Source organism: Streptomyces sp. NPDC048521 (assembly GCF_043199855.1).
GTDB lineage: Bacteria > Actinomycetota > Actinomycetes > Streptomycetales > Streptomycetaceae > Streptomyces.
The window spans coordinates 155,772-180,838 of the sequence record NZ_JBICWR010000006.1 but is presented as its reverse complement, the minus strand read 5'-3'; the positions used below and the strand labels follow the sequence as shown (position 1 = coordinate 180,838).

The following is a 25,067-nucleotide window of genomic DNA, read 5'->3' as shown; positions in this document are numbered from 1 at the left end:
GATCAAACGTATGGAGCAACACGTCCCGCACGGAAAGGAAAGGCCATGTCCCCCATCCCCCGCAGGTCCCTTCTCAAGGCCGCCGCGGTCGCCGGAGCCGCCGCTCAGTTCAGCTGGGCCCTGGGGGCGAAGGACGCCGAGGCGGCGCCGAGAGCAGCGGCCGACGGCGCCGACCCGGTCAGCCTGGACTGGCTGGAGGACGGCGGGCTCGGCGCGGCCCCCGGCTCCACGGTCGGCGTGCCCTGGCCGAGGGGCACCATCCAGGAGGACCAGACCTTCGCGCTCACGGACGCCGACGGCACGGACGTCCCCGTACAGACCTGGCCGCTCGCCTACTGGCCCGACGGCTCCTTGAAGTGGACGGCACACGCGGTCAGTTCGGGCTCGGGCGCACTCACCCTGACCGCCGGCACGCCCAAGGCACCGGACAAGAAGGTCACCGTCGACAGCAGCGGCGGCACCGTCGACGTCTCCACCGGCGTCATCACCGCGAAGATCGGCAAGAGCGGGTCCACGATCGTCAAGTCGGTCACCCGCGGGTCCACCGAGATCGCCAAGAACGGCAGGCTCGTCCTCATCCGGCAGCCCGAGATCGAGGACGAGGACCAGGGCACGGTGAGGACCGAGCGCTTCGACGGCGCCATCGGCGAGGTCACCGTCGAGCAGGACGGCCCCGTCCGCGCCGTGGTCCGCATCGACGGCAAGCACCGCAAGGGCGACCGCGGCCGGCTGCCGTTCTCCGTCCGCCTGTACTTCTACGCGGGCTCCGAGTCCTTCCGGATGGTGCACACCTTCACCTACGACGGCACGCAGGAGCCCGGCAAGGCGAGCGGCGACTTCATCCGCGGGCTCGGCGTCCGCTTCACCGTGCCCCTGCGGGACGCGGCCTACGACCGGCACATCCGCATCGGCGGCGAGGGCACCGGCCTGCTGCGGGAAGCCGTCCAGGGGATCACCGGCCTGCGCCGCGACCCGGGCGCGGCCGTGCAGGCGGCCCAGTACGAGGGCAGGAAGCTTCCCGACCCGGCCACCTGGGACCAGCGCGTCACCACCCGCCTGCAGTACATCCCGCACTGGGGCGACTACACCCTGTCCCAGCTCTCCGCCGACGGCTTCACCCTGCGCAAGCGCACCAGGAAGGGCTACGGCTGGATCGGCGCCGGCGGCGGCAAGCGGGCGTCCGGCTTCGGGTACGTGGGGGGCGCGAGCGGCGGGTTCTCCTTCGGGCTCAGGGACTTCTGGGAGAAGTTCCCCGCCCAGCTCGACATCCGCGACGCCCACACCGACGAGGCCACCGTCACCCTCTGGCTCTGGTCGCCCGAGGCCCAGCCCATGGACCTGCGGTTCTACCACGACGGCATGGGCCAGGACACCTACGCCGAACAGCTCGAAGGCCTCAACATCACCTACGAGGACCACGAGCCCGGGTTCGGCACCCCTTACGGCATCGCCCGGACCTCCGAACTCCTCTTCTGGGCCAACGAGTCCACGCCGGCCGCCGACACCCTCGCCGACCAGGTCAAGGCCGTACGCACGCTTCCGCAGCTCGCCGCCCCGCCCGGACAGCTCATCAAGGCCAAGGTCTTCGGCCCCGGGCTGTACTCCGAGCCGGACCGCTCCACCCCGGCCAAGGCGAAGATCGAGGACCACCTCGACTTCCTCTTCACCTACTACAAGGACCAGGTGGAGATGCGCCGTTGGTACGGCTTCTGGGACTACGGCGACATCATGCACACCTACGACTCGGCGCGGCACGTGTGGCGGTACGACATCGGCGGCTACGCCTGGGACAACTCCGAGCTGTCGCCCGACCTGTGGCTCTGGTACGCCTACCTCAGGAGCGGCCGCTCGGACATCTTCCGCTTCGCCGAGGCGATGACCCGGCACACCGGCGAGGTCGACGTCTACCACACCGGCAGGTGGGCGGGCCTCGGCACCCGGCACGGCGTGCAGCACTTCGCGGACAGCGCCAAGCAGCAGCGCATCGCCAACACCACGTACCGGCGCTTCTACTACTTCCTCACCGCCGACGAACGCGTCGGTGACCTCATGCGCGCCAACGTCGACTCCGACGAGACGTTCCTCGTCCTCGACCCGCAGCGCAAGGTCCGCACCGACCCCTACACCCCCGACCCGCACGCCCTGTCCATCGGGTTCGGCACCGACTGGAGCGGCCTGGTCTCGGCCTGGCTCACCGAGTGGGAGCGCAAGGGCCCGAAATGGGAGAAGGCCAAGGCGCGCGTCCTGTCGACCATGGAGACCATCGCCGCCCAGCCCAACGGCTTCGTCCAGGGCAGCGGCCTGTACGACATCGACACCGGCAGGTTCGCCGTCGCCGACGAGCCGGTGGTGTCCGTCTCCCACCTCTCGGCGGTCTTCGGCCTGGGCGAGCTGTGCGCCGAGCTGATCCACCTCGTCGACATGCCGGAGTTCAAGGAGGCGTACCTGGACTACTGCCGCTACTTCAACGCCACCAAGGCGGAACAGGCGGCCCGTTACGGCTCCCACTTCGGCAGCCTGCTGCTCTTCCAGGGGCACTCACGCCTCGACGCCTACGCCGCCGTACAGACCGGGGACGCCACGCTCGCCGAGCGCGCCTGGACGAAGTTCTACAGGTCCGACGGCTACACCGAGTCCTCGCCGTGGAGGACGGAGAAGCTGACCGGACCGGCCGGCCTGGTCGAGGGCGGTGAGGCGAGCTGGGTGTCCACCAACGACACCGCCCTCTACGGCCTCGCGGCCATCGAGAACCTGGCCCTGCTCGGCGACAGGATGCCGTCGTAGCAGGTGAGGGGAGCGCCGTCGCACGGGCGGCGGCGCTCGTCCCCCGAGTGTGGTCCGCGTCACAGCGCGGCACATGAGTACGCGTACTCATGTGCACGTGTCCGGCGGGCAGACTCGGCCCATGGACTGGAACCACTACCGCTTCCGCAGCCTGTGGTCCCTGCCCGCCCCGCCGGCCGCCGTGTACGCGGTGCTGGAAAAGCCCCAGGACTATCCCCGCTGGTGGCCGCAGGTGCGGGCGGTGACCCGGCGCCACGACGGCACCGGCGTCCTCACCGTCCGCTCCCTGCTGCCGTACGACCTGACCCTCACCGCACGCGAGACGCGCCGCGATCCGGTCGCCGGGGTGCTGGAGGTCGCCCTGTCGGGTGACATCGAGGGCTGGGCCCGCTGGACGGTCACGCCCGGCGGACCAGGCACCCTGGCCCGGTACGACCAGGTCGTCGACGTGACCAAGCCCCTGCTCAGACGGCTGGCCGTGCCGGGACGGGCCGCCTTCCGCGTCAATCACCGGCTGATGATGGCCGCCGGGCGGCGCGGCCTGCTGCGGTACCTCGAAGCGGTTTGAAGTCACACCGCAGGGACCTGTATTGTTCAGTGCGTTCCCGGGCGATTAGCTCAGTGGGAGAGCGCTTCGTTCACACCGAAGAGGTCACTGGTTCGAACCCAGTATCGCCCACCGGGAAAGAGCCGGCCCGCAGCATGCGGGCCGGCTCTTTCGATCTCCGGCGTGCCCCCTACGCCGCCGCCGGCAGCTCCGGTCGCAGTGGCCACTCCGTGCTGACGATCTCCTCCGAGCCACTGCGCGCGAACCACGCCTGGAGGCCGCGCGCCTGCGCCGCGTGCCAGTTGGCCTGGAGCGTGTGCAGGTCGGCGGGGGAGAGGCGCTCGAGGCGGGTGGCGAAACGGCGGCCCAGGGCCCGTACGACGTCCAGCGCGGCCAGCGCGTCCGCGGCCGCGTCGTGCGCGTCCCGCAGTGTCACGTCGTAGTGCGCGCACAGGTCGGTCAGCGTGCGGCGGCCCTTGCGGTAGCGGTCCAGGTGCTTGTCCAGCACCCGCGGGTCCAGCACCCTGAGCGGCACCGACTCGAACCAGCGGTCCAGCGACGACGCCCGGTGCCGGCGCAACTCCCGGTCCAGCAGCGTCAGATCGAACGGCGCGTTCATCACCACCAGCGGCCGGCCCATCGCCGCCTGCTCCGCCAGCTGCTCGGCTATCTCGTACATCACCGGCGCCGGCCAGCGGCCGTTGTGCTGCAGGTGTTCCTCCGTCAGCCCGTGCACCGCCGTCGCCGCCTCGGGCACCGGCACGCCCGGGTTCACCAGCCAGCGCGTGATCCGCGGCCGGGTGCCCGGCGCGTCCTGGACGACGACGGCGGCCGACACGATCCGGTCGGTCTCGACGTCCACGCCCGTCGTCTCCGTGTCGAAGCCGGCCAGCGGCCCCTCGTACCACGTCGTCATCCCAACCCAACTCCTCGTTCACCCACGGCAGCTGACGTTCCGTCTTCTGCCCGTTTGGTGATACCCGGGCCGTTTGCGCCGTACGCCGGGAGGAGACAACAGGAGTACGGGTCTTTGCAGTTCAGCGGCCCACAGCGGGAAAACTCCTGGCTCGGAAGGCTGTTGGTCATGGCCATAGCGCAGCCCGAGCGGGGCGGGCTGCTGCCCGACCGCACGGGTCCCCTTCGCGGCACGCTCGCCACCACCGCCTGCATGGAGACACTGCAGGTCGGCTATCTGCACGCGGTCGTCGCCGCGGCCGGCTGCTCGCTGTCCCAGCCCTTCCCGGACAACGGCATCGACTGGCACGTCAGCCACAGCGCGCCCGGCCACACGGTCGACGACGAGGTCACCATCAAGGTGCAGCTGAAGGCCACCTACCAGGTCCCGCCCAACCCGCCCACCCGTCTCCCACCACTCTCGACGGAGGGGGCCGCGCCCCCGCCCCACCAGTCCCGGCCCTTCTTCTCCTTCACCCTCGACAACGACCATCTGCGCAAGCTCGCCCGCACGCCCGTCTCGGTGCACAAGATCCTGGTCGTCATGCTCGTACCGCGCTCCCAGGACGACTGGCTGCGCGCCGGCCACGACCGGCTCGATCTCAGGCACTGCTGCTACTGGATCAACCTCGCCGGCCACCCCATCACCGGCCGGCACCGCACCACCGTGCGCATACCGACCTCACGCATCTTCGACGACCGGGCCCTCTGCGAGATCATGACGCGGGTCGGGACGGGAGGCAGACCATGAGAAGCCGTCCCCACGGGCAGCCAGGGCAGCAGGTCCGGCCGGACCCCGGCGAACTGCCCTGGAACCGCCCGCCGGAGCCCGCCGAGGTCGACCCCGCCGTGCTCGGTGCCCTGCTGCACCGGCACGGCTGGCAGCGGCGCGGCTCAGCGGCCGGGCGCTACGGCCGCTGGACCCCACCGGGGCCGGGCGGCGGCGGGACCAGCCTGCTCGTCCCGGAGAGCCGCGCCTTCCCGGACAGTGACGACCTGCTCGGCGAGGCCCTCGACGCCCTCTCCCGCAGCGACACCCCCACCGCGCGCGAGGTGCTGATCGCCCTCGCCGTACCGAGCGACGAGATCCGCTGGTGGCGGGACGCCCCGAGCGGGCCCGTCGGCGCCGCGCCCTGGACGGCCGACGAGCAACTGCGCGGCGCCGCCCGCCGGATGCTGCTCGCCGCCGCCCTCGCCACGCGCGCGCGTGCCGGTTACCACGGCGCCCGCCACCGCAGGCCGGCCGCCGCCCTCCTGGAGGACGTCCTCGTCGGCCCCGCGGCCGGGGGCCGCCCCCTCACCGCCTTCGTGCCCGTGCCCACCGGCCGCCCGCTCGCCGTCCGTCTCCACCAGGCCCTGTACGCGGCCCGCGAGGCCATCGACTACCAGCGGGCCACCGGCGGCATGGACGTGTTCGACGGCGCCGTCGAGGCCGGCGTCAGCCGGGAGCTGACCGAGGCGCTCACCGCGCTCGTCCAGGGCACCGAGGGCGCCCGCGTCGCCGTCGCCTGGGCCCCCGGAGCCGGTGTACCGGAGGGCTGCGCCGGCTCCGCCGAACCCGTCGAGTTCTCACCCGGCGACCTGCCCGCCCTGCGCGAGGCCGCCGCCCGCTACCTGCGCGACGAGCCCTCCGTGCCGGTCAGGATCACCGGAGCCGTCGTCCGCATGCGCCGCTCCGGTCCCGGCGGCGAGGGAACCGTACGCCTGCGCGTCCTCGCCGGCGCCGAGGTCCCGCACATCCGCGTCACCCTCGACGAGGCCGACTACCGCGTCGCCGGCCACGCCCACCTCGTCGGACTGCCGGTGCGCGTGCAGGGCCGGCTGGAGCGGCGGGGCGGCTTCCGCAGGCTCACCGGCGCCTTCGGGGTCGTACCCGTACAGGTGGACGACGCGGAGCGGGAGCGGCTGATGAAGTCCCTGCGGGAGACCGACAAGGAAGGCGCCTTCTTCGAGGAGGCGTGCGAGGAGACGTGCGGGGAGACGTACGAGGACGAAGGGAGACGTACTGAGGCGTACGAGGACGAGGGCTGAGGCGTACCCGGACGGGACTGGGGTGTAAGGGGATGGGGACCGAGGGTGACCGTTTCGCGGTCGGAGCCGTCGGGTCGGTACGATCGCCTGTGCGCGCGCTCCTGGTATGGCGCCGCACCCCCACCTTCAGTCAGGAGAGACCGGTGTCAGACGTCCGTGTGATCATCCAACGCGATTCCGAGCGGGAAGAACGCGTGGTGACGACGGGCACTACGGCCGCCGACCTCTTCGCGGGCGAGCGCTCGATCGTCGCCGCGCGCGTGGGCGGCGAGCTGAAGGACCTCGCGTACGAGCTGTCCGACGGTGACGAGGTCGAGGGCGTCGAGATCTCGTCCGAGGACGGCCTGAACATCCTGCGCCACTCCACCGCGCACGTCATGGCGCAGGCCGTGCAGGAGCTGTTCCCCGAGGCCAAGCTCGGCATCGGCCCGCCCATCAAGGACGGCTTCTACTACGACTTCGACGTCAAGGAGCCCTTCACCCCCGAGGACCTCAAGCGCATCGAGAAGAAGATGCAGGAGATCCAGAAGCGGGGACAGCGCTTCTCGCGCCGCGTCACCACCGACGAGGCGGCCCGCGAGGAGCTGGCGAACGAGCCGTACAAGCTGGAGCTGATCGGCCTCAAGGGCAACGCCGCGCAGGCCGCCGACGGCGCCGACGCCGAGGTGGGCGCCGGCGAGCTGACCATCTACGACAACCTCGACGCCAAGACCGGGGAACTGTGCTGGAAGGACCTGTGCCGCGGTCCGCACCTGCCGTCCACCCGCGTCATCCCCGCCTTCAAGCTGATGCGCTCGGCCGCCGCCTACTGGCGCGGCAGCGAGAAGAACCCACAGCTCCAGCGCATCTACGGCACCGCCTGGCCGTCGAAGGACGAGCTGAAGGCGTACCTCGACTTCCTCGTCGAGGCGGAGAAGCGCGACCACCGCAAGCTCGGCGCCGAACTCGACCTGTTCTCCTTCCCCGACGAGCTGGGCCCCGGCCTCGCGGTGTTCCACCCCAAGGGCGGCGTGATCCGCAAGGAGATGGAGACCTACTCGCGCAAGCGGCACGAAGCCTCCGGCTACGAGTTCGTGAACACTCCGCACCTCTCGAAGGAGCACCTCTTCGAGATCTCCGGGCACCTGCCGCACTACGCGGACGGCATGTTCCCGCCCATTCAGTTCGACGAGCAGAACTACCGCCTCAAGGCGATGAACTGCCCGATGCACAACCTGATCTTCAAGTCGCGCGGGCGCTCCTACCGCGAGCTGCCGCTGCGCCTCTTCGAGTTCGGGACCGTGTACCGGTACGAGAAGTCGGGCGTCGTGCACGGCCTGACCCGCTCGCGCGGCTTCACCCAGGACGACTCGCACATCTACTGCACCAAGGAGCAGATGCCGCAGGAGCTGGACACGCTCCTGACCTTCGTGCTCGACCTGCTGCGCGACTACGGCCTGACCGAGTTCGAGCTGGAGCTGTCCACCCGCGACGACTCCGACAAGTTCATCGGCACGGACGAGGACTGGGAGGAGGCCACCGAGGCGCTCCGCCAGGCCGCCGAGAAGCAGAACCTGCCCCTGGTCCCCGACCCGGGCGGTGCCGCCTACTACGGCCCGAAGATCTCCGTCCAGGCCAAGGACGCCATCGGCCGGTCCTGGCAGATGTCGACGATCCAGGTCGACTTCAACCAGCCGAAGCGGTTCGGCCTGGAGTACACCGCCCCGGACGGCTCGCGCCGGCAGCCCGTGATGATCCACCGTGCCCTGTTCGGGTCGATCGAGCGGTTCTTCGGCGTGCTCCTGGAGCACTACGCGGGCGCCTTCCCGGCCTGGCTCGCCCCGGTGCAGGCGATCGGCATCCCGATCGGCGACGCGCACGTGGAGTACCTGGAGAAGTTCGCGGCCGCGGCCAGGAAGCAGGGCCTGCGCGTCGAGGTGGACTCCTCCTCGGACCGCATGCAGAAGAAGATCCGCAACGCCCAGAAGCAGAAGGTGCCCTTCATGGTCATCGCGGGCGACGAGGACATGTCGCACGGCTCGGTGTCCTTCCGCTACCGCGACGGTTCCCAGGAGAACGGCATCCCGTTCGACGAGGCCCTCGCGAAGATCGCGAAGGTCGTGGAGGAGCGGACCCAGGTCTGACCCACGCCTGCGAGGGCCCCCGGGGATCACTTCCCCGGGGGCCCTCGCTCGTCCTCCTCGCCGCGCGCGAACCGCTGCAGCAGCAGCGACGAGAACGACCCCGTCACCGCGCCGAGCAGGGCGAGACCGCAGGCCATCAGGCCCACGGCGATGGTCCGGCCCCACGGCGTCACCGGTGTCACGTCGCCGTAACCGACGGTCGCCAGGGTCGAGCAGGCCCACCACACCGAGTCGCCGAACGTCCGGATCGTGGCGTTCGGGGCCGTGTGCTCCTGCTGGTACACCGCGAGCGCGCCGGCGAAGCCCAGCAGGACCGCCGAGAGACCGGCGTACACGATCACGCGTGCCTGCAGGGGCAGTCGCGGCCGGCCGTGCCGGCGCTCCACCGTCTCGTACGTCTTCACGATCCGCACCGGCCGCATGAGGGGCAGCAGCACCACCACCGTGTCCAGCCAGTGCAGCCGTACGAACCGCAGCCCCATGCCGCTGAGCCACCAGCGCACCGCGTAGTCGACCCCGAACAGCACCCACATCAGCAACTGCAGCGACCGGAGCGCGAGGCGTACCGGCTCGGGCAGCCCGGGGGCGAGGACGTGCACCGCGTAGGAAGCGAGGTAGACCAAGGAGGCGAGCGCCAGCGGGAGGTCCGTCCGCCGTTGCCAGCGCCGCGTACGGCTGTCGTCGTCCACCGGCCAAGCTTGGCCGGAGACCGCCCCCCGGGCGCCCCGGCGACACGCCGGGAACGAGCGAAGCCATATGCTGCCTAGCATGACGAGTGAGCCGGAGCAGCAGATCGGAGTGGGGACGCAGGACGCGTTCCAGCGCCTGTGGACGCCCCACCGGATGGCCTACATCCAGGGCGAGAACAAGCCGACCGGCCCGGGAGCCGGCGACGGCTGCCCCTTCTGCTCGATCCCGGCCAAGTCCGACGAGGACGGGCTGATCGTGCGACGCGGCGAGCAGGTGTACGCGGTCCTCAACCTCTACCCGTACAACGGCGGCCACCTGATGACCGTGCCCTACCGGCACGTGGCCGACTACACCGACCTGACCGGGCCGGAGACCGCCGAACTGGCCGAGCTGACCAAGCAGGCGATGACGGCCCTGCGCACCGCCTCCGGCGCGCACGGCTTCAACATCGGCATGAACCAGGGCACGGTGGCCGGCGCGGGCATCGCCGCCCACCTGCACCAGCACATCGTCCCGCGCTGGGGCGGCGACACCAACTTCATGCCGGTGGTCGGCCACACCAAGGTGCTGCCGCAGCTCCTGGCCGACACGAGGAAGATGCTGGCGGAGGCCTGGCCGGAGTGAACAGCCCGTCCGGCGGGTGAGGACGAGGCCCGAGGGGGCTCATGCGGGGGTGTGGGGGCGGCAGCCCTCGAATGACCGCAACCACCCCCCAAGCCCGCACCGGCCGAACCGCCGGAGGCCTACGCGTCGTAAACGTCGGCCTTCTTCGGCGTCGGGTCCTGCACGTTGCCGCTGAGGAACGCCGAGCGGGCACCGAACTTCTCCGTGTCCACACCGTTCTCCGCCAGCACCTTGATCGCCGCCGAGTGCACCACCCGCAGCACCGGCGTCGCCGCGCGCAGCGCGTCGTCGGCCATGAAGCGGTGCCGCCACGGCTGGTCGGCCCAGGCATGCCGCAGCCCGAACGGCTCGGGCAGGCCCAGCGAGCCGCCCAGCCACTTGAGCAGCGGCGGGTACCAGGTCAGCGGGGCGCGCGCGGCGAGCCGTACCACCTCGTCGGTACCGACCAGCGGCAGCTTGATCGTCCGGTTCTCCCAGGGCTTGAGGGACTTGGCGACCTCCTTGGTCGGCGCCGTCGGCTTCGTGGTGAACAGCGGGTTCACCGGTCCCAGCGCGTGCCCGGTGACCTCGATGCGCAGCGTCTCGTGCAGCACGGTCACCGTGATCAGCATGGTGATGACCAGCTGGCCGTCCCACAGCGTCCACTGCACGCCCAGGTAATGCCGGTCACCGCTGCCGAACTGCTGCTTGTTGCAGATGTCCTGTATGGCGTGCGGCTTGACCTGGAAGGCCTCGACGTCGGTGCCCTCGGGCCGGGACACCGCCGTGGCCTTCTCGCCGATCGGCGTGACGATCCAGTGCCGTATCGACGGCTTGGGGAAGCCGCCCGTGTTCAGCGGCCCGCGCTCCAGCAGGGCCAGCTGGTCGTGGATCGCGCGTACGACGTCCCAGCTGCGGAAGGGGTGGATCTCCCGCGTGGGATCGGCGGGCACCAGCTCCTCGGCGAGCTGCCAGGCGCCCCAGCGGGTGCCCATGCCGAGTATGCCCTTGGGGCCGGCGTAGAAGACCGAGTTGGACTGCTGCTCGGCGCTCAGCCGGGCCAGCGACTGGCGCAGCTCCTCGGCAGCGGTCTGGCCGGGGCCGCGCGGCACCGCCTCCGGGACCTTCGCGCCGACACTGGTGCCCGACAGCAGGCCGTCCCAGCGGGCCCGCAGGTCATGGGCGGTGCGCTCGCAGATCTGCTTCGCCCAGAACCAGCCCAGCACGGGCAGGACGACGCACGCGCGGGCGTACCACGCCCAGAATCCACCGAACGGCATCTTGATCAGGAACAGCGCGGCGAGTACGCCGACGCCGGCCAGCAGCGTGGTGGCCAGCGGACCGGCGCGCTTGTCGTCGCGCTTGCCGACGAACGCGCGCAGCTGGAAGACCAGCAGCCAGCCGATCAGCCCGGGCAGGAAGAGCAGCCCGCACAGGACCGTGACGGTCGTCAGCCGGTTGTCGCGCTCACGGCGGATGTTGTTGGCCGCCAGGCAGTGCTCCACGACGAACTGGGGCTCGGAGCCGAAGGACTGGATGAGCGGCGCGCGGCCGGGCGCGAGCATCCGGTCCACCACGGCCCGCGAGAACGCCTCACCGAGATTCGGCCGGAACAGCTTGATCCGGCCGGGCTTGACGGTCGACTGGTGCCACTCGTTGTCGGCCTTCTTGATCTCCTCGAGCACGCTGTCCCGGTACGCCGCCGAGGCCAGCGCGGAAGTCGCCGCCTGCCCCTCGTCGCCCGAGACGGGCACCTGGGGCCCGTCCCACTCCGTTCCCAACGACATTCCCGCCCCCATCACCGCCGGCGTCGCTCCTGCGGCCTTCCCGACTTCCCTGCTCCGCACACCTGTTGGACCGGCCGTCGTGCAGATACCCGACCACTACCGGACGGCTGCGGCACCACGTGATCAGGTGATCAGCGTATCCGCCACCACCGACAGTCCGCGGGCGGACGGCCGAAGCCGCCCGCCCGCGCGCGGAGCCAGGCACCGCGGAACTACGCGCCCTCCCCGGCCTGTTCGCGGATCCGCTCGGCGATCTGCGGCGGCATCGGCTCGTGCCGGGCGTAGGCCCGGTCGAAGCGGGCCGTGCCGTGCGACAGCGAGCGCAGGTCGACGGCGTACCGGCCGATCTCGAACTCGGGCACCTCGGCGCGGATCAACGTCCGCCCGGAGCCCACCTGTTCGGTGCCCAGCAGCCGGCCGCGCCGGCCCGACAGGTCGCTCATCACGGCGCCCACGTAGTCGTCGCCGACCAGCACGGTCACCTCGGCCACCGGCTCCAGCAGATGGATCTTCGCGTCCGCGGCGGCCTCGCGCAGCGCCAGCGCGCCCGCGGTCTGGAAGGCGGCGTCGGAGGAGTCGACCGAGTGCGCCTTGCCGTCCACGAGCGTGACCCGGACGTCGATGAGCGGATAGCCGGCGGCGACGCCCTTGGCGGCCTGCGCCCGTACGCCCTTCTCGACGGACGGGATGAACTGCCGGGGCACCGCGCCGCCGACCACCTTGTCCACGAACTCGATGCCCGAGCCGCCCGGCAGCGGCTCCACCTCGATCTCGCAGATCGCGTACTGCCCGTGCCCGCCGGACTGCTTCACGTGCCGGCCACGCCCGGCGGCCTTGCTCGCGAACGTCTCCCGGAGGGAGACCCGGTGCGGGACCACGTCGACCTGGACGCCGTAACGGCTGCGCAGCCGTTCCAGGGCGACGTCCGCGTGGGCCTCGCCCAGGCACCACAGGACCACCTGGTGGGTGTCCTGGTTCTGCTCCAGGCGCATCGTGGGGTCCTCGGCGACCAGGCGGCTCAGCCCCTGCGAGAGCTTGTCCTCGTCGGCCTTGCTGTGCGCCTGGATCGCGAGGGGCAGCAGCGGGTCGGGCATCTGCCAGGGCTCCATCAGGAGCGGGTCGTCCTTCGCGGAGAGCGTGTCACCGGTCTCGGCGCGGCCCAGCTTGGCCACGCACACCAGGTCACCGGCGACGGCGTGCGTCACCGGCCGCTGCTGCTTGCCGAAGGGCATGGACAGGGCGCCGATCTTCTCGTCGACGTCGTGGTCCTCGTGCCCGCGGTCGGCCAGGCCGTGCCCGGAGACGTGCACCGTCTGGTCGGGGCGCACGGTGCCGGAGAAGACACGGACGAGGGAGATGCGGCCCACGTAGGGGTCGGAGGAGGTCTTGACGACCTCGGCGACCAGCGGGCCGCCGGTGTCGCACGGCTTCAGCTCGCGCGGCTTGCCGTCGACGGTGGTGACGCCGGGCAGGGGGTGCTCGAACGGGGTCGGGAACCCGCCGGTGATCAGCTCCAGCAGCTCGACCGTGCCGAGGCCCTGCCTGGCGCCCTCGGCCGCCGGCGCGGCGGCCAGGACGGGGAAGAAGCTGCCGCGGGCGACGGCCCGCTCCAGGTCCTCGATCAGCGTCTTGACGTCGACCTGCTCGCCGCCCAGGTAGCGGTCCATGAGGGTCTCGTCCTCGCTCTCGGCGATGATCCCCTCGATGAGCCGGTTACGGGCCTCCTCGATGTCCGGCAGCTGGTCCTCGCCGGGTTCGGACTCCTTGCGCTCGCCGGTCGAGTAGTCGAACAGCTTCTGCGACAGCAGCCCGATCAGGCCGGTCACGGGCGCGTGCCCGTCGGGGCCCTCGGGGCCGCGCAGCGGCAGGTACAGGGGCAGGACGGCGTCCGGGTCGTCGCCGCCGAAGGCCTCCGCGCAGATCCGGGTCATCTCCTCGAAGTCCGCGCGCGCGGACTCCAGGTGCGTGATCACGATCGCGCGGGGCATGCCGACGGCCGCGCACTCCTCCCACACCATCCGCGTCGAGCCGTCGACGCCGTCCGCGGCCGAGACGACGAAGAGGGCCGCGTCCGCGGCGCGCAGACCGGCCCTGAGCTCCCCGACGAAGTCCGCGTACCCGGGGGTGTCGAGGATGTTGACCTTGATGCCGTCCCATTCGACCGGCACCAGCGAGAGTTGTACGGAGCGCTGCTGCCGGTGCTCGATGTCGTCGTGGTCCGAGACGGTGCCGCCGTCCTCGACGCGGCCCGCCCGGTTCACCGCCCCCGCGGTCAGCGCGAGGGCCTCCACCAGAGTCGTCTTGCCCGATCCGCTGTGGCCGACCAGCACCACGTTCCGTACGGACGCGGGACGGTCGGCCGCCAGAGCCCTGCCGGCGGCTCCGGGGTGTGTCTGTGTCTTGTCGCCCATGATCCTGCCTCCCGTGCACGGTGAGGTCACTGTGGGCGCGGGACACGCGGGACCCGCGTGCACTGGCGGCTCCGGCGACGCCCGCGGTCCTTCGAGCTTTCCACTCCCGTCACCCTGCGTCCATACGAGGGACCGCGAACGGTGCGTGCGGGCACCGATCGCGCCGCGCACGCCCCGCGCGCGGGCGCGCGCACCGGTTCGCGACGGCAGGTGCGGGTGCCCGCCCGTCACGCACACGCGCGCGTGGCTACGATGGGCCAGCCGGTGGCCACCAGGGCCGCGGCGACACCGACCGTCGGGAAGGCCATGCTGAACAAGTACGCGCGTGCATTCTTCACGCGTGTCCTCACACCGTTCGCCGCGTTTCTCATCCGCCGGGGCGTCAGCCCCGACACGGTCACGCTCATCGGCACGGCCGGTGTGGTCGCGGGAGCGCTGGTCTTCTACCCCATGGGCGAGTTCTTCTGGGGCACGGTCGTGATCACCCTGTTCGTCTTCTCCGACCTGGTCGACGGCAACATGGCCCGCCAGCTGGGCCGCTCCAGCCGCTGGGGCGCCTTCCTGGACTCCACGCTCGACCGGGTCGCCGACGGCGCGATCTTCGGCGGCTTCGCGCTCTGGTACGCGGGCAACGGGAACGACAACGTCCTGTGCGCCGTCTCGATCTTCTGCCTGGCCAGCGGCCAGGTGGTCTCGTACACCAAGGCGCGCGGCGAGTCGATCGGGCTGCCGGTGGCGGTCAACGGGCTCGTCGAGCGCGCCGAGCGGCTGGTGATCTCGCTGGTCGCGGCCGGATTCGCGGGCCTGCACAAGTTCGGCGTGCCGGGCATCCAGTGGCTGCTGCCGATCGCCCTGTGGATCGTCGCCGTGGGCAGCCTCGTCACGCTGATCCAGCGGGTCGTCACCGTCCGCCGCGAGTCCGCCGAGGCGGAAGCGGCGGCGCAGGACAACGCGTCCCAGGGGAGCGAGGCGGCGAAGTGAGCAGCGCCGACCGGCTCGCCGACGCGCTGTACGGCCTCGGCTGGAGCACCGTCAAGAGGCTCCCCGAGCCCGTCGCGGTCCGCCTCGGCCGCACCATCGCCGACGTCGCCTGGAAGCAGCGCGGCAAGGGCGTGCAGCGCCTGGAGGCGAACTACGCGCGCGTGGTGCCCGACGCCGGTCCCGAGCGCCTCGCCGAACTCTCGCGCGCGGGCATGCGTTCCTACCTGCGCTACTGGATGGAGTCCTTCCGGCTTCCGGCCTGGAGCCCCGAGCGGGTGAAGGCCGGCTTCGCCGCCAAGGACCTCCACCACCTCACCGACGGGCTCGCCTCCGGCCGGGGCGTGATCCTCGCCCTGCCGCACCTGGCCAACTGGGACCTGGCCGGCGCCTGGGTCACCACCGAGCTGCGGACGCCGTTCACCACGGTCGCCGAGCGCCTGAAACCCGAGACGCTGTACGACCGCTTCGTCGCCTACCGCGAGGGCCTCGGCATGGAGGTGCTCCCGCACAGCGGCGGCTCCGCCTTCGGCACCCTGGCCCGGCGGCTGCGCGACGGCGGCCTGGTCTGCCTGGTCGCCGACCGGGACCTGTCCGCCTCCGGTGTCGAGGTCGACTTCTTCGGCGACCGCGCCCGGATGCCCGCGGGACCGGCCCTGCTGGCCCAGCAGACCGGCGCCCTGCTGCTGCCCGTCACGCTCTGGTACGACGACTCGCCCGTGATGAAGGGCCAGGTGCACCCCCCGATCGAGGTACCGGAGTCAGGCACGCGGCCCGAGAAGACGTCTGTCATGACACAGGCGCTGGCCGACGCCTTCGCCGCCGGGATCGCCGAGCACCCGGAGGACTGGCACATGCTCCAGCGCCTGTGGCTCGCCGACCTCGACCCCGCGAAGGGACCCTCGTGAGAATCGGGATCGTCTGCCCGTACTCCTGGGACGTGCCCGGTGGCGTCCAGTTCCACATCCGCGACCTCGCCGAGTACTTCATCCGGCTCGGCCACGAGGTGTCCGTCCTCGCCCCGGCCGACGACGACACCCCGCTGCCGCCGTACGTCGTCTCGGCCGGCCGCGCGGTCCCGGTGCCGTACAACGGCTCGGTGGCCCGCCTGAACTTCGGCTTCCTGTCGGCCGCGCGGGTGCGGCGCTGGCTGCACGACGGCAAGTTCGACGTGGTCCACATCCACGAGCCGACGTCGCCCTCACTGGGCCTGCTGACCTGCTGGGCGGCCTCCGGCCCGATCGTGGCCACCTTCCACACCTCCAACCCCCGCTCGCGCGCGATGATCGCCGCGTACTCCATCCTGCAGGCCGCCCTGGAGAAGATCAGCGCGCGGATCGCGGTCAGCGAGTACGCCCGCCGCACCCTGGTGGAGCATCTGGGCGGGGACGCGGTGGTCATCCCCAACGGCGTCGACGTGGACTTCTTCGCCCAGGCCGAGCCCAGGCCCGAGTGGCAGGGCGACACGATCGGCTTCATCGGCCGCATCGACGAACCACGCAAGGGCCTGCCCGTCCTGATGAAGGCCCTGCCGACGATCCTGGCCGCCCGCCCGCAGACGCGGCTGCTGGTCGCGGGGCGGGGCGACGAGGAGGCGGCCGTCGAGGAGCTGCCGAAGGAGCTGCGCTCGCGCGTGGAGTTCCTCGGCATGGTCAGCGACGAGGACAAGGCCCGTTTCCTGCGCAGCGTCGACCTCTACGTCGCACCCAACACCGGCGGCGAGAGCTTCGGCATCATCCTGGTCGAGGCGATGTCGGCGGGTGCCCCCGTCCTCGCCTCCGACCTGGACGCCTTCGTACAGGTCCTCGACCAGGGCGAGGCGGGCGAGGTGTTCGCCAACGAGGACGCCGACGCGCTGGCCGAGGCGGCCCTACGGCTGCTGGCGGACCCGGAGCGGCGGGCCGAGCTGCGCGACCGCGGCAGCGCCCATGTGCGGCGGTTCGACTGGTCGACGGTGGGCGCGGACATCCTGTCCGTCTACGAGACGGTGACGGCCGGCGCGGCGGCGGTCGCGGCGGACGAACGCACGACGGGGCTACGGGCCCGGTTCGGACTGGCGCGGGACTGACCGGGGGGCGCGCACCGCCGGCCGATAGCCTTCGGCCGTGACCGCAACCCTCATCTGGATCCTTGTCGCACTCGTGGCGATCGGCCTGTACCTGAGCTGGACGGCCGGGCGGCTGGACCGGCTGCACGTACGGATGGACGCCGCCCGGGCCGCGCTCGACGCCCAGCTGCTGCGACGGGCCTCCGTGGCGCAGGAACTGGCGACCTCGGGCGTGCTCGACCCGGCCGCCTCTATCGTGCTGTACGAGGCCGCGCACGCGGCCCGGCAGGCGGAGGAGGAGCAGCGGGAGGTCGCCGAGAGCGAGCTGAGCCAGGCGCTGCGCGCGGTCTTCGGGGAGCCCGTGCAGGTGGAGGCCCTGCGGGAGGCCCCGGGCGGCGAGGAGGCGGCCCATGAGCTGGCCGAGGCCGTACGCCGGGTGCCGATGGCCCGCCGCTTCCACAACGACGCCGTCGGGGCCGCCCGCAGGCTGCGCGAGCACCGCAAGGTCCGCTGGTTCCGGCTGGCCGGCCACGCCCCGTTCCCGCTGGCCTTCGAGATGGACGACGAACCGCCGACGGCCCTGGTGGAGCGCCTGTCCTGACCGGCCCTCCCGACCGGCAGGGGGCCAAAAGGATCCACCGGCTTCCTATTGGCCCTTGCTGTGGCCTGGTCCACTCGCGTTTCCTTCGATGGAGCAGAAACCCTCTTTCCCTTCAGTGAGGTCACCCGTGTCCACCATCGACAACCAGGCTCCCGAGACCGGCACCGCCCGCGTGAAGCGCGGTATGGCCGAGCAGCTCAAGGGCGGCGTGATCATGGACGTCGTCACGCCGGAGCAGGCGAAGATCGCCGAGGACGCGGGCGCCGTCGCCGTCATGGCCCTGGAGCGGGTCCCGGCCGACATCCGCAAGGACGGCGGCGTGGCCCGCATGTCCGACCCGGACATGATCGAAGGCATCATCGACGCCGTCTCGATCCCGGTCATGGCCAAGTCCCGCATCGGCCACTTCGTCGAGGCCCAGGTCCTGCAGTCCCTCGGCGTGGACTACATCGACGAGTCCGAGGTCCTCACCCCGGCCGACGAGGTCAACCACTCCGACAAGTGGGCCTTCACCACCCCCTTCGTCTGTGGTGCCACCAACCTGGGCGAGGCCCTGCGCCGCATCGCCGAGGGCGCCGCGATGATCCGCTCCAAGGGCGAGGCCGGCACCGGCAACGTCGTCGAGGCCGTCCGCCACCTGCGCCAGATCAAGAACGAGATCGCCAGGCTGCGCGGCTTCGACAACCACGAGCTGTACGCCGCCGCCAAGGAGCTGCGCGCCCCGTACGAGCTGGTCAAGGAGGTCGCCGAGCTGGGCAAGCTCCCGGTCGTCCTCTTCTCCGCCGGCGGCGTGGCCACCCCGGCCGACGCGGCCCTGATGCGCCAGCTCGGCGCCGAGGGCGTGTTCGTCGGCTCCGGCATCTTCAAGTCCGGCGACCCGGCCAAGCGCGCCGCCGCCATCGTCAAGGCCACCACCTTCTACGACGACCCGAAGATCATCGCGGACGCGTCCCGCAACCTCGGCGAGGCCATGGTCGGCATCAACTGCGACACCCTCCCCGAGGCCGAGCGCTACGCCAACCGCGGCTGGTAAGCGCAGGTACATCACCCCATGAACACTCCTGTCATAGGCGTCCTGGCCCTCCAGGGCGACGTACGGGAGCACCTCATCGCCCTGGCCGCGGCCGACGCCGTGGCCAGGCCGGTGCGGCGCCCCGAAGAACTCGCCGAGGTCGACGGCCTCGTCATACCCGGCGGCGAGTCCACCACCATCTCCAAACTGGCCGTGCTCTTCGGCGTGATGGAGCCCCTCCGCGCGCGCGTGCGCGACGGCATGCCCGTCTACGGCACCTGCGCCGGCATGATCATGCTCGCCGACAAGATCCTCGACCCGCGCTCGGGCCAGGAGACCATCGGCGGCATCGACATGATCGTGCGCCGCAACGCCTTCGGACGGCAGAACGAGTCCTTCGAGGCGGCCGTCGCCGTCGAGGGCGTCGAGGGCGATCCCGTGCAGGGCGTCTTCATCCGCGCCCCCTGGGTCGAGTCCGTGGGCGCCGGGGCCGAGGTGCTCGCCGAGCACGACGGCCACATCGTCGCCGTCCGCCAGGGCAACGCGCTCGCCACGTCGTTCCACCCGGAACTGACCGGCGACCACCGCGTGCACTCCCTGTTCGTCGACATGGTGCACGCGAACCGGACAGCGGAGTCCTTGTAGGATCTCTGGCGTTCGTACAGAGATGGGTTACGCGAAGGAGACAGGCAGATGTCCGGCCACTCTAAATGGGCCACGACGAAGCACAAGAAGGCCGTGATCGACGCCAAGCGCGGCAAGCTCTTCGCGAAGCTGATCAAGAACATCGAGGTCGCGGCGCGGATGGGCGGCGTGGACGTCGAGGGCAACCCGACCCTCTACGACGCCGTCCAGAAGGCCAAGAAGCAGTCGGTCCCCAACAAGAACATCGACTCCGCCATCAAGCGCGGTGGCGGTCTCGAGGCCGGTGGCGCCGACTACGAGACGATCATGTACGAGGGCTACGGCCCGAACGGTGTGGCGGTGCTGATCGAGTGCCTCACCGACAACCGCAACCGCGCCGCCTCCGAGGTCCGCGTCGCCATGACCCGCAACGGCGGCTCCATGGCCGACCCGGGTTCGGTGTCGTACCTGTTCAACCGCAAGGGCGTCATCATCGTCCCCAAGGGCGAGCTGACCGAGGACGACGTGCTCGGTGCCGTCCTGGACGCCGGTGCCGAGGAGGTCAACGACCTCGGCGAGACCTTCGAGGTCATCAGCGAGGCCACCGACCTGGTCGCGGTCCGCACCGCCCTCCAGGAGGCCGGCATCGACTACGACTCCGCCGAGGCCAACTTCGTCCCGACCATGCAGGTCGAGCTGGACGAGGAGGGCGCCAAGAAGATCTTCAAGCTGATCGACGCTCTCGAGGACAGCGACGACGTGCAGAACGTCTTCGCCAACTTCGACGTGAGCGACGAGATCATGGAGAAGGTCGACGCCTGAAGCACACGGCTGGTGACGGGCCGACGGGACACACCCCGTCGGCCCGTCGCGTTGTCGGGCGTCGGTGCGAGGCGTTGTCAGTGGCACCCGATAGCCTGCACGAACTGGGGGTACCGCCCAGCGGCAGCTGGGGGAGACGGAGTCTTCGAAGGGAGGGGCGCGTGCGCGTACTGGGGGTGGACCCCGGGCTGACCCGCTGCGGTGTGGGCGTCGTCGAGGGGGTCGCGGGGCGCCCGCTCACCATGGTCGGCGTCGGGGTCGTACGGACCCCCGTGGACGCCGATCTCAGTCACCGCCTGCTCGCCGTCGAACAGGGTCTCGAGCAGTGGCTGGACGAGCACCGGCCCGAGTACGTCGCGGTCGAGCGCGTCTTCAGCCAGCACAACGTGCGCACGGTGATGGGCACCGCCCAGGCCAGTGCCGTCGCCATGCTGTGTGCCGCCCGGCGCGGCATCCCCGTCGCCCTGCACACCCCCAGCGAGGTCAAGGCCGCCGTCACCGGCAGCGGCCGTGCCGACAAGGTGCAGGTCGGGGCCATGGTCACCCGGCTCCTCCGGCTCGCCGCGCCGCCCAAGCCGGCCGACGCCGCCGACGCCCTCGCGCTCGCCATCTGCCACATCTGGCGCGCCCCCGCCCAGAACCGGCTCCAGCAGGCCGTCGCCCTGCACACCGCCCACGCAACGAAAGGCCGTACGGCATGATCGCCTTCGTCAGCGGCACGGTCGCCGCGCTCGCCCCCGACGCCGCGGTCGTCGAGGTCGGCGGTGTCGGCATGGCCGTCCAGTGCACGCCCGACACGCTGTCGACGCTGCGGATCGGCCGGCCCGCCAAGCTGCACACCTCCCTCGTCGTCCGCGAGGACTCGCTCACCCTGTACGGGTTCGCCGACGACGACGAACGCCAGGTCTTCGAGCTGCTGCAGACCGCGAGCGGTGTCGGCCCGCGACTGGCCCAGGCCATGCTGGCCGTGCACACCCCGGACGCGCTGCGGCGCGCCGTCGCCACCGGTGACGAGAAGGCCCTCACCGCCGTACCCGGCATCGGCAAGAAGGGCGCCCAGAAGCTGCTGCTCGAGTTGAAGGACCGCCTCGGCGAGCCCCTCGGCGCCCCCGCCCTCGGCGCCCCGGTCAGCCAGGGCTGGCGCGACCAGCTGCACGCCGCCCTGATCGGCCTCGGCTACGCCACCCGCGAGGCCGACGAGGCTGTGGCCGCCGTGGCGCCCCAGGCCGAGGCCGCCGGTGGCACGCCGCAGGTGGGCCAGCTGCTCAAGGCCGCCCTGCAGACCCTCAACCGCGCCCGCTGACCTGCGCCACCCGCTAGGAGACTTCGTGAACTGGGACGACACGACCGACACCTCCGCCGCGGAGCGGCTGGTGGACTCGGTCGCCGACCGGGAGGACCAGGCCGTCGAGGCCGCCCTGCGCCCCAAGGACCTGGGCGAGTTCATCGGCCAGGAGAAGGTCCGCGAACAGCTCGACCTCGTCCTGCGCGCCGCACGCGCGCGCGGCGCCACCGCCGACCACGTGCTGCTCTCCGGCGCGCCCGGCCTCGGCAAGACCACCCTGTCGATGATCATCGCGGCCGAGATGGGCGCCCCCATCCGCATCACCTCCGGCCCCGCGATCCAGCACGCCGGCGACCTCGCCGCGATCCTCTCCTCCCTCCAGGAGGGCGAGGTCCTCTTCCTCGACGAGATCCACCGCATGTCCCGGCCCGCCGAGGAGATGCTGTACATGGCGATGGAGGACTTCCGCGTCGACGTCATCGTCGGCAAGGGCCCCGGCGCCACCGCCATCCCCCTCGAACTGCCCCCGTTCACCCTGGTCGGCGCGACCACCCGCGCAGGCCTGCTGCCGCCCCCGCTGCGCGACCGCTTCGGCTTCACCGCGCACATGGAGTTCTACGAGCCGCACGAACTGGAGCGCGTCGTGCACCGCTCGGCGCACCTGCTGGACGTCGAGATAGAGCCGGACGGCGCCGCCGAGATCGCCGGCCGCTCCCGCGGCACGCCCCGCATCGCCAACCGCCTGCTGCGCCGCGTCCGCGACTACGCGCAGGTCAAGGCGGACGGCGTGATCACCCGCGACATCGCCGCGGCCGCCCTCGCCGTGTACGAGGTCGACGCGCGCGGCCTGGACCGGCTCGACCGCGCCGTGCTCGTCGCCCTGCTGAAGCTGTTCGGCGGCGGCCCGGTCGGCCTGTCCACCCTCGCCGTCGCGGTGGGGGAGGAGCGGGAGACCGTCGAGGAGGTCGCCGAACCGTTCCTCGTCCGGGAAGGACTGCTCGCCCGCACCCCGCGCGGCCGTGTCGCCACGCCCGCCGCGTGGGCCCATCTCGGCCTGACCCCGCCCCGCTCGGCGTCGGGGGGAAACGGACAACAGGACCTCTTCGGGACGTGACGGCGACGTGATCGTTCCGTGACGGCGAGGCCATTGGCCGGGGCAGGAACCCAGGTGCCATGCTGAGCGTTGTTCCATGCGTGTGGACTCGCTTAGACTCCGCCGATGCCGCCTTTGCGGGCGGCGCCGACCCACACCCCCATCCCAAAGGCCGCTCTCCGTCGCGGTCGCGCGAAGGAAACCCCGTCCCGTGAATGCCTTTACCCTTCTCCCCTTCATCGTGCTCATCGCGGCCATGTTCCTGATGACACGCTCGGCCAAGAAGAAGCAGCAGCAGGCTGCCCAGATGCGGAACGAGATGCAGCCCGGCTCCGGTGTCCGCACGATCGGGGGGATGTACGCGACGGTCAAGGAGGTCAACGAGGACACCGTCCTTCTCGACGCCGCTCCGGGCGTCGACCTCCTCTTCGCCAAGAACGCGATCGGCGCCGTGCTCAGCGACGACGAGTACAACCGCATCGTGCACGGCATCGAGCACGACCTGAAGTCCGACGCCGACATCGTCCCGGACGACGCCTCCTCCCTCACCGAGACCGACGAGACCGACGAGCCTGCCGCCGCTGCCGCCGCCTCCGACGACAAGATCGACCTCGGTAAGAAGGACGCCGCCGAGCGCGGGACCGACGCGGTCCAGGCCGCCGAGGACAAGGCCGAAGCGGCCCAGGCCGCCGAGGCCCAGGCGAAGGACGAGCCGAAGAAGACCGACGGCGACTCCGACGCGAAGTAGTCGCGCCCCGGGGTGCGCGGCGGCGGCATGATGACGCCCTGCGCACCCCGGGCGCGTCTGTTTCCCGCACGGGAACCCGACACCATGTCATGGCCGACCGCGCCGACCGGGCGCGGGGCGGCCCGAGAGGGAGTACGAGAAGGTGGCAGCACCTAAGAGGGGCCGAAGCGCGAGCGCCCAGAGCAAGCCAGGGCGCTCGCTGGCCCTCATCCTGATCGCCATCGTGGCGCTGACCGGGGGGATGTTCGCCTCCGGGCACAAGACTCCGCGTCTCGGCATCGATCTCGCCGGTGGCACGAGCATCACGCTCAAGGCGAAGGCCGACCAGGGGTCCGCGATCAACAAGGCCAACATGGACACCGCGGTCGACATCATGAACCGCCGTGTCAACGGCCTGGGCGTCTCCGAGGCGGAGGTGCAGACCCAGGGGAACGACAACATCATCGTCAACATCCCCAAGGGCACCAACTCCAAGGAGGCCCAGGAGCAGGTCGGTACCACCGCCAAGCTGTACTTCCGCCCGGTCCTGGCCAGCGAGCCCAGCGGCTCCGCCACGCCGAGCCCCTCGCCGAGCGCTTCCTCCAGCGGCAGCTCCTCGCCGAACCCGAGCACGAGCCCGTCGGCGAGCGCCTCCGCCAAGCAGAAGGCGTCCTCCTCCGGCTCGGCGTCCCCCACGGCCACGGCGACCTCCCAGGGGCGCGCCGTCACCGACGCGCTGAAGGCCGACTCGACCCCGTCGCCCAGCGGCTCCGCCTCCGGCAGCTCCAAGCCGTCGCCCACGCCCTCGGCCTCCTCCAGCGGTGGTGCGGACACCTCCAAGCTCCAGGCCCAGTACGCGGCCCTGAACTGCACCAAGCCCGCGGACCGCGCCAACGCCGGCAAGAACGCCAAGCCCGGCGAGACCACCGTGGCCTGCGGCGAGATCGACAAGGTCTGGTACAAGTACCTGCTCGGCCCGGCCGCCGTGGACGGTACCGAGGTGAAGAAGGCCCAGGCCGTCTTCGACACCCAGGGCGCCTCCGGCTGGCAGGTCCAGATGACCTTCACCAAGAAGGGTGCGGACAAGTTCGCCGACATCACCGGCGAGCTGGCCCAGAAGCAGCAGCCGCAGAACGAGTTCGGCATCGTCCTCGACGGCGAGGTCATCTCCAGCCCCTTCGTGCAGCAGGCCATCACCGGCGGCCAGGCGGAGATCTCCGGCAGCTTCAAGCAGGACGAGGCGCAGAGCCTCGCCAACGTGCTGTCCTACGGCGCCCTGCCGCTGTCCTTCCAGGAGCAGTCCGTCACCACCGTCACCGCCGCGCTCGGCGGTGAGCAGCTGCACGCCGGTCTGCTGGCCGGCGCCATCGGTCTCGCGCTGGTCGTGATCTACCTGGTGGTCTACTACCGCGGCCTGTCGGTCGTGGCCATGGCCTCCCTGGTGGTCTCCGCGATCCTCACCTACGTGATCATGGCGCTGCTCGGCCCGGCCATCGGCTTCGCGCTGAACCTGCCGGCCGTCTGCGGTGCCATCGTCGCCATCGGTATCACCGCGGACTCGTTCATCGTGTACTTCGAACGCATCCGGGACGAGATCCGCGAGGGCCGCACGCTGCGCCCCGCCGTCGAGCGGGCCTGGCCGCGCGCCCGACGCACCATCCTGGTCTCCGACTTCGTGTCGTTCCTCGCCGCCGCGGTGCTGTTCATCGTCACCGTCGGCAAGGTGCAGGGCTTCGCCTTCACACTGGGCCTGACCACGGTGCTCGACGTGGTCGTCGTCTTCTTCTTCACCAAGCCGCTGATGACGCTTCTCGCCCGCCGCGCCTTCTTCGCGAACGGCCACAAGTGGTCCGGGCTCGACCCGAAGAGCCTGGGCGCCAAGCCGCCACTGCGCCGCACTCGCCGTCCCGCCGGTCCCGCCGGCCCTGTCGACCCGAAGGAGGCCTGA

General features: G+C 71.3%; 22 protein-coding genes and 1 tRNA gene. 19 read left to right on the top strand and 4 right to left on the bottom strand.

All coding sequences use genetic code 11. The features are described 5' to 3' along the window. Positions 1-45: 45 nt before the first annotated feature. The 3 genes from ACGFRF_RS16645 to ACGFRF_RS16635 all read left to right on the top strand — a co-directional run bounded on the left by ACGFRF_RS16645 (position 46) and on the right by ACGFRF_RS16635 (position 3,463). Positions 46-2,784: a Tat pathway signal sequence domain protein gene (locus ACGFRF_RS16645; protein WP_393740421.1), complete on the top strand. Its 2,739-nt coding sequence runs from the start codon at positions 46-48 to the stop codon at positions 2,782-2,784. 121 nt (positions 2,785-2,905) lie between these two features. Then, complete coding sequence (locus tag ACGFRF_RS16640; protein ID WP_393740419.1) at positions 2,906-3,352, top strand: SRPBCC family protein; 447 nt, start codon at positions 2,906-2,908, stop codon at positions 3,350-3,352. 39 nt (positions 3,353-3,391) lie between these two features. After that, positions 3,392-3,463, top strand: a tRNA-Val gene (locus ACGFRF_RS16635). 58 nt (positions 3,464-3,521) lie between these two features. Here the strand turns inward: ACGFRF_RS16635 and ACGFRF_RS16630 are convergent. After that, positions 3,522-4,247: a 3'-5' exonuclease gene (locus ACGFRF_RS16630; RefSeq protein ID WP_393740417.1), complete on the bottom strand. Its 726-nt coding sequence runs from the start codon at positions 4,245-4,247 to the stop codon at positions 3,522-3,524. Positions 4,248-4,415: 168 nt separating this feature from the next. Here ACGFRF_RS16630 and ACGFRF_RS16625 point away from each other — a divergent pair, with 168 nt between their 5' ends. From ACGFRF_RS16625 to thrS, 3 genes are all read left to right on the top strand, one after another. Continuing rightward, positions 4,416-5,036, top strand: coding sequence for a DUF4365 domain-containing protein (locus ACGFRF_RS16625; protein WP_393740415.1), 621 nt, complete (start codon positions 4,416-4,418; stop codon positions 5,034-5,036). Next, a complete protein-coding gene (locus tag ACGFRF_RS16620; protein ID WP_393740413.1) occupies positions 5,033-6,316 on the top strand; it encodes a hypothetical protein in 1,284 nt (427 codons plus the stop codon). The genes ACGFRF_RS16625 and ACGFRF_RS16620 overlap by 4 nt, the downstream gene beginning before the upstream one ends. A gap of 143 nt (positions 6,317-6,459) precedes the next feature. Beyond that, positions 6,460-8,439 (top strand): threonine--tRNA ligase, encoded by a 1,980-nt coding sequence (gene thrS, locus ACGFRF_RS16615; RefSeq protein ID WP_393740411.1) that lies wholly within the window; start codon positions 6,460-6,462, stop codon positions 8,437-8,439. A gap of 26 nt (positions 8,440-8,465) precedes the next feature. Here the strand turns inward: thrS and ACGFRF_RS16610 are convergent, their stop codons facing one another. Then, entirely contained in the window at positions 8,466-9,128 is a 663-nt protein-coding gene (locus tag ACGFRF_RS16610) for a potassium channel family protein (RefSeq protein WP_393740409.1), read from the bottom strand. A 67-nt stretch (positions 9,129-9,195) separates the two neighbouring features. Between ACGFRF_RS16610 and ACGFRF_RS16605 the strand changes: the two genes are divergently transcribed. Then, positions 9,196-9,753, top strand: coding sequence for an HIT family protein (locus ACGFRF_RS16605; RefSeq protein WP_393740407.1), 558 nt, complete (start codon positions 9,196-9,198; stop codon positions 9,751-9,753). Positions 9,754-9,872: 119 nt separating this feature from the next. On the opposite strand, the gene ACGFRF_RS16600 is transcribed toward ACGFRF_RS16605, so the two are convergent. Beyond that, positions 9,873-11,519, bottom strand: coding sequence for a hypothetical protein (locus ACGFRF_RS16600; protein WP_393740405.1), 1,647 nt, complete (start codon positions 11,517-11,519; stop codon positions 9,873-9,875). Between the two features lie 212 nt (positions 11,520-11,731). Next, positions 11,732-13,930, bottom strand: a complete 2,199-nt coding sequence (locus ACGFRF_RS16595; protein ID WP_393740403.1) for an elongation factor G-like protein EF-G2 — start codon at positions 13,928-13,930, stop codon at positions 11,732-11,734. Positions 13,931-14,182: 252 nt separating this feature from the next. On the opposite strand from ACGFRF_RS16595, the gene pgsA reads away from it, so the two are divergent. The 12 genes from pgsA to secD all read left to right on the top strand — a co-directional run bounded on the left by pgsA (position 14,183) and on the right by secD (position 25,067). After that, on the top strand, positions 14,183-14,911 hold the full coding sequence (gene pgsA, locus ACGFRF_RS16590) for a phosphatidylinositol phosphate synthase (RefSeq protein ID WP_393740868.1): 729 nt from the start codon (positions 14,183-14,185) through the stop codon (positions 14,909-14,911). Next, positions 14,908-15,816: a phosphatidylinositol mannoside acyltransferase gene (locus tag ACGFRF_RS16585; RefSeq protein ID WP_393740401.1), complete on the top strand. Its 909-nt coding sequence runs from the start codon at positions 14,908-14,910 to the stop codon at positions 15,814-15,816. Before pgsA ends, ACGFRF_RS16585 begins: the two co-directional genes overlap by 4 nt. Further along, positions 15,813-16,976, top strand: a complete 1,164-nt coding sequence (locus tag ACGFRF_RS16580) for a glycosyltransferase family 4 protein (protein ID WP_393740399.1) — start codon at positions 15,813-15,815, stop codon at positions 16,974-16,976. The genes ACGFRF_RS16585 and ACGFRF_RS16580 overlap by 4 nt, the downstream gene beginning before the upstream one ends. Before the next feature lie 37 nt (positions 16,977-17,013). Further along, positions 17,014-17,556, top strand: coding sequence for a hypothetical protein (locus ACGFRF_RS16575; RefSeq protein ID WP_393740397.1), 543 nt, complete (start codon positions 17,014-17,016; stop codon positions 17,554-17,556). Between the two features lie 127 nt (positions 17,557-17,683). Beyond that, positions 17,684-18,589: a pyridoxal 5'-phosphate synthase lyase subunit PdxS gene (gene pdxS / locus ACGFRF_RS16570; protein ID WP_393740395.1), complete on the top strand. Its 906-nt coding sequence runs from the start codon at positions 17,684-17,686 to the stop codon at positions 18,587-18,589. Positions 18,590-18,607: 18 nt separating this feature from the next. Continuing rightward, on the top strand, positions 18,608-19,213 hold the full coding sequence (pdxT, locus tag ACGFRF_RS16565) for a pyridoxal 5'-phosphate synthase glutaminase subunit PdxT (protein ID WP_393740393.1): 606 nt from the start codon (positions 18,608-18,610) through the stop codon (positions 19,211-19,213). Positions 19,214-19,261: 48 nt separating this feature from the next. Then, entirely contained in the window at positions 19,262-20,014 is a 753-nt protein-coding gene (locus ACGFRF_RS16560) for a YebC/PmpR family DNA-binding transcriptional regulator (RefSeq protein ID WP_393740391.1), read from the top strand. A 161-nt stretch (positions 20,015-20,175) separates the two neighbouring features. Further along, positions 20,176-20,715, top strand: a complete 540-nt coding sequence (gene ruvC / locus ACGFRF_RS16555; protein WP_393740389.1) for a crossover junction endodeoxyribonuclease RuvC — start codon at positions 20,176-20,178, stop codon at positions 20,713-20,715. Continuing rightward, entirely contained in the window at positions 20,712-21,317 is a 606-nt protein-coding gene (gene ruvA / locus ACGFRF_RS16550; protein WP_393740387.1) for a Holliday junction branch migration protein RuvA, read from the top strand. Before ruvC ends, ruvA begins: the two co-directional genes overlap by 4 nt. Positions 21,318-21,342: 25 nt before the next feature. Continuing rightward, complete coding sequence (gene ruvB / locus ACGFRF_RS16545; protein WP_393740385.1) at positions 21,343-22,413, top strand: Holliday junction branch migration DNA helicase RuvB; 1,071 nt, start codon at positions 21,343-21,345, stop codon at positions 22,411-22,413. A 190-nt stretch (positions 22,414-22,603) separates the two neighbouring features. Continuing rightward, a complete protein-coding gene (gene yajC, locus ACGFRF_RS16540) occupies positions 22,604-23,140 on the top strand; it encodes a preprotein translocase subunit YajC (RefSeq protein WP_393740383.1) in 537 nt (178 codons plus the stop codon). A 142-nt stretch (positions 23,141-23,282) separates the two neighbouring features. After that, positions 23,283-25,067 (top strand): protein translocase subunit SecD, encoded by a 1,785-nt coding sequence (gene secD, locus ACGFRF_RS16535; protein WP_393740381.1) that lies wholly within the window; start codon positions 23,283-23,285, stop codon positions 25,065-25,067.

Excerpts from the sequence above, each read along its gene's own strand:
- ACGFRF_RS16620 (WP_393740413.1), top strand. The coding sequence starts at position 5,033 with ATGAGAAGCCGTCCCCACGGGCAGCCAGGGCAGCAGGTCCGGCCGGAC.
- ACGFRF_RS16645 (WP_393740421.1), top strand. The coding sequence starts at position 46 with ATGTCCCCCATCCCCCGCAGGTCCCTTCTCAAGGCCGCCGCGGTCGCC.
- ACGFRF_RS16640 (WP_393740419.1), top strand. The coding sequence starts at position 2,906 with ATGGACTGGAACCACTACCGCTTCCGCAGCCTGTGGTCCCTGCCCGCC.
- ruvA (WP_393740387.1), top strand. The coding sequence starts at position 20,712 with ATGATCGCCTTCGTCAGCGGCACGGTCGCCGCGCTCGCCCCCGACGCC.
- ACGFRF_RS16560 (WP_393740391.1), top strand. The coding sequence starts at position 19,262 with ATGTCCGGCCACTCTAAATGGGCCACGACGAAGCACAAGAAGGCCGTG.
- ACGFRF_RS16600 (WP_393740405.1), bottom strand. The coding sequence starts at position 11,519 with ATGTCGTTGGGAACGGAGTGGGACGGGCCCCAGGTGCCCGTCTCGGGC.
- pdxT (WP_393740393.1), top strand. The coding sequence starts at position 18,608 with ATGAACACTCCTGTCATAGGCGTCCTGGCCCTCCAGGGCGACGTACGG.
- ACGFRF_RS16605 (WP_393740407.1), top strand. The coding sequence starts at position 9,196 with ATGCTGCCTAGCATGACGAGTGAGCCGGAGCAGCAGATCGGAGTGGGG.
- ACGFRF_RS16630 (WP_393740417.1), bottom strand. The coding sequence starts at position 4,247 with ATGACGACGTGGTACGAGGGGCCGCTGGCCGGCTTCGACACGGAGACG.
- ACGFRF_RS16625 (WP_393740415.1), top strand. The coding sequence starts at position 4,416 with ATGGCCATAGCGCAGCCCGAGCGGGGCGGGCTGCTGCCCGACCGCACG.
- ACGFRF_RS16595 (WP_393740403.1), bottom strand. The coding sequence starts at position 13,930 with ATGGGCGACAAGACACAGACACACCCCGGAGCCGCCGGCAGGGCTCTG.
- pgsA (WP_393740868.1), top strand. The coding sequence starts at position 14,183 with ATGGGCCAGCCGGTGGCCACCAGGGCCGCGGCGACACCGACCGTCGGG.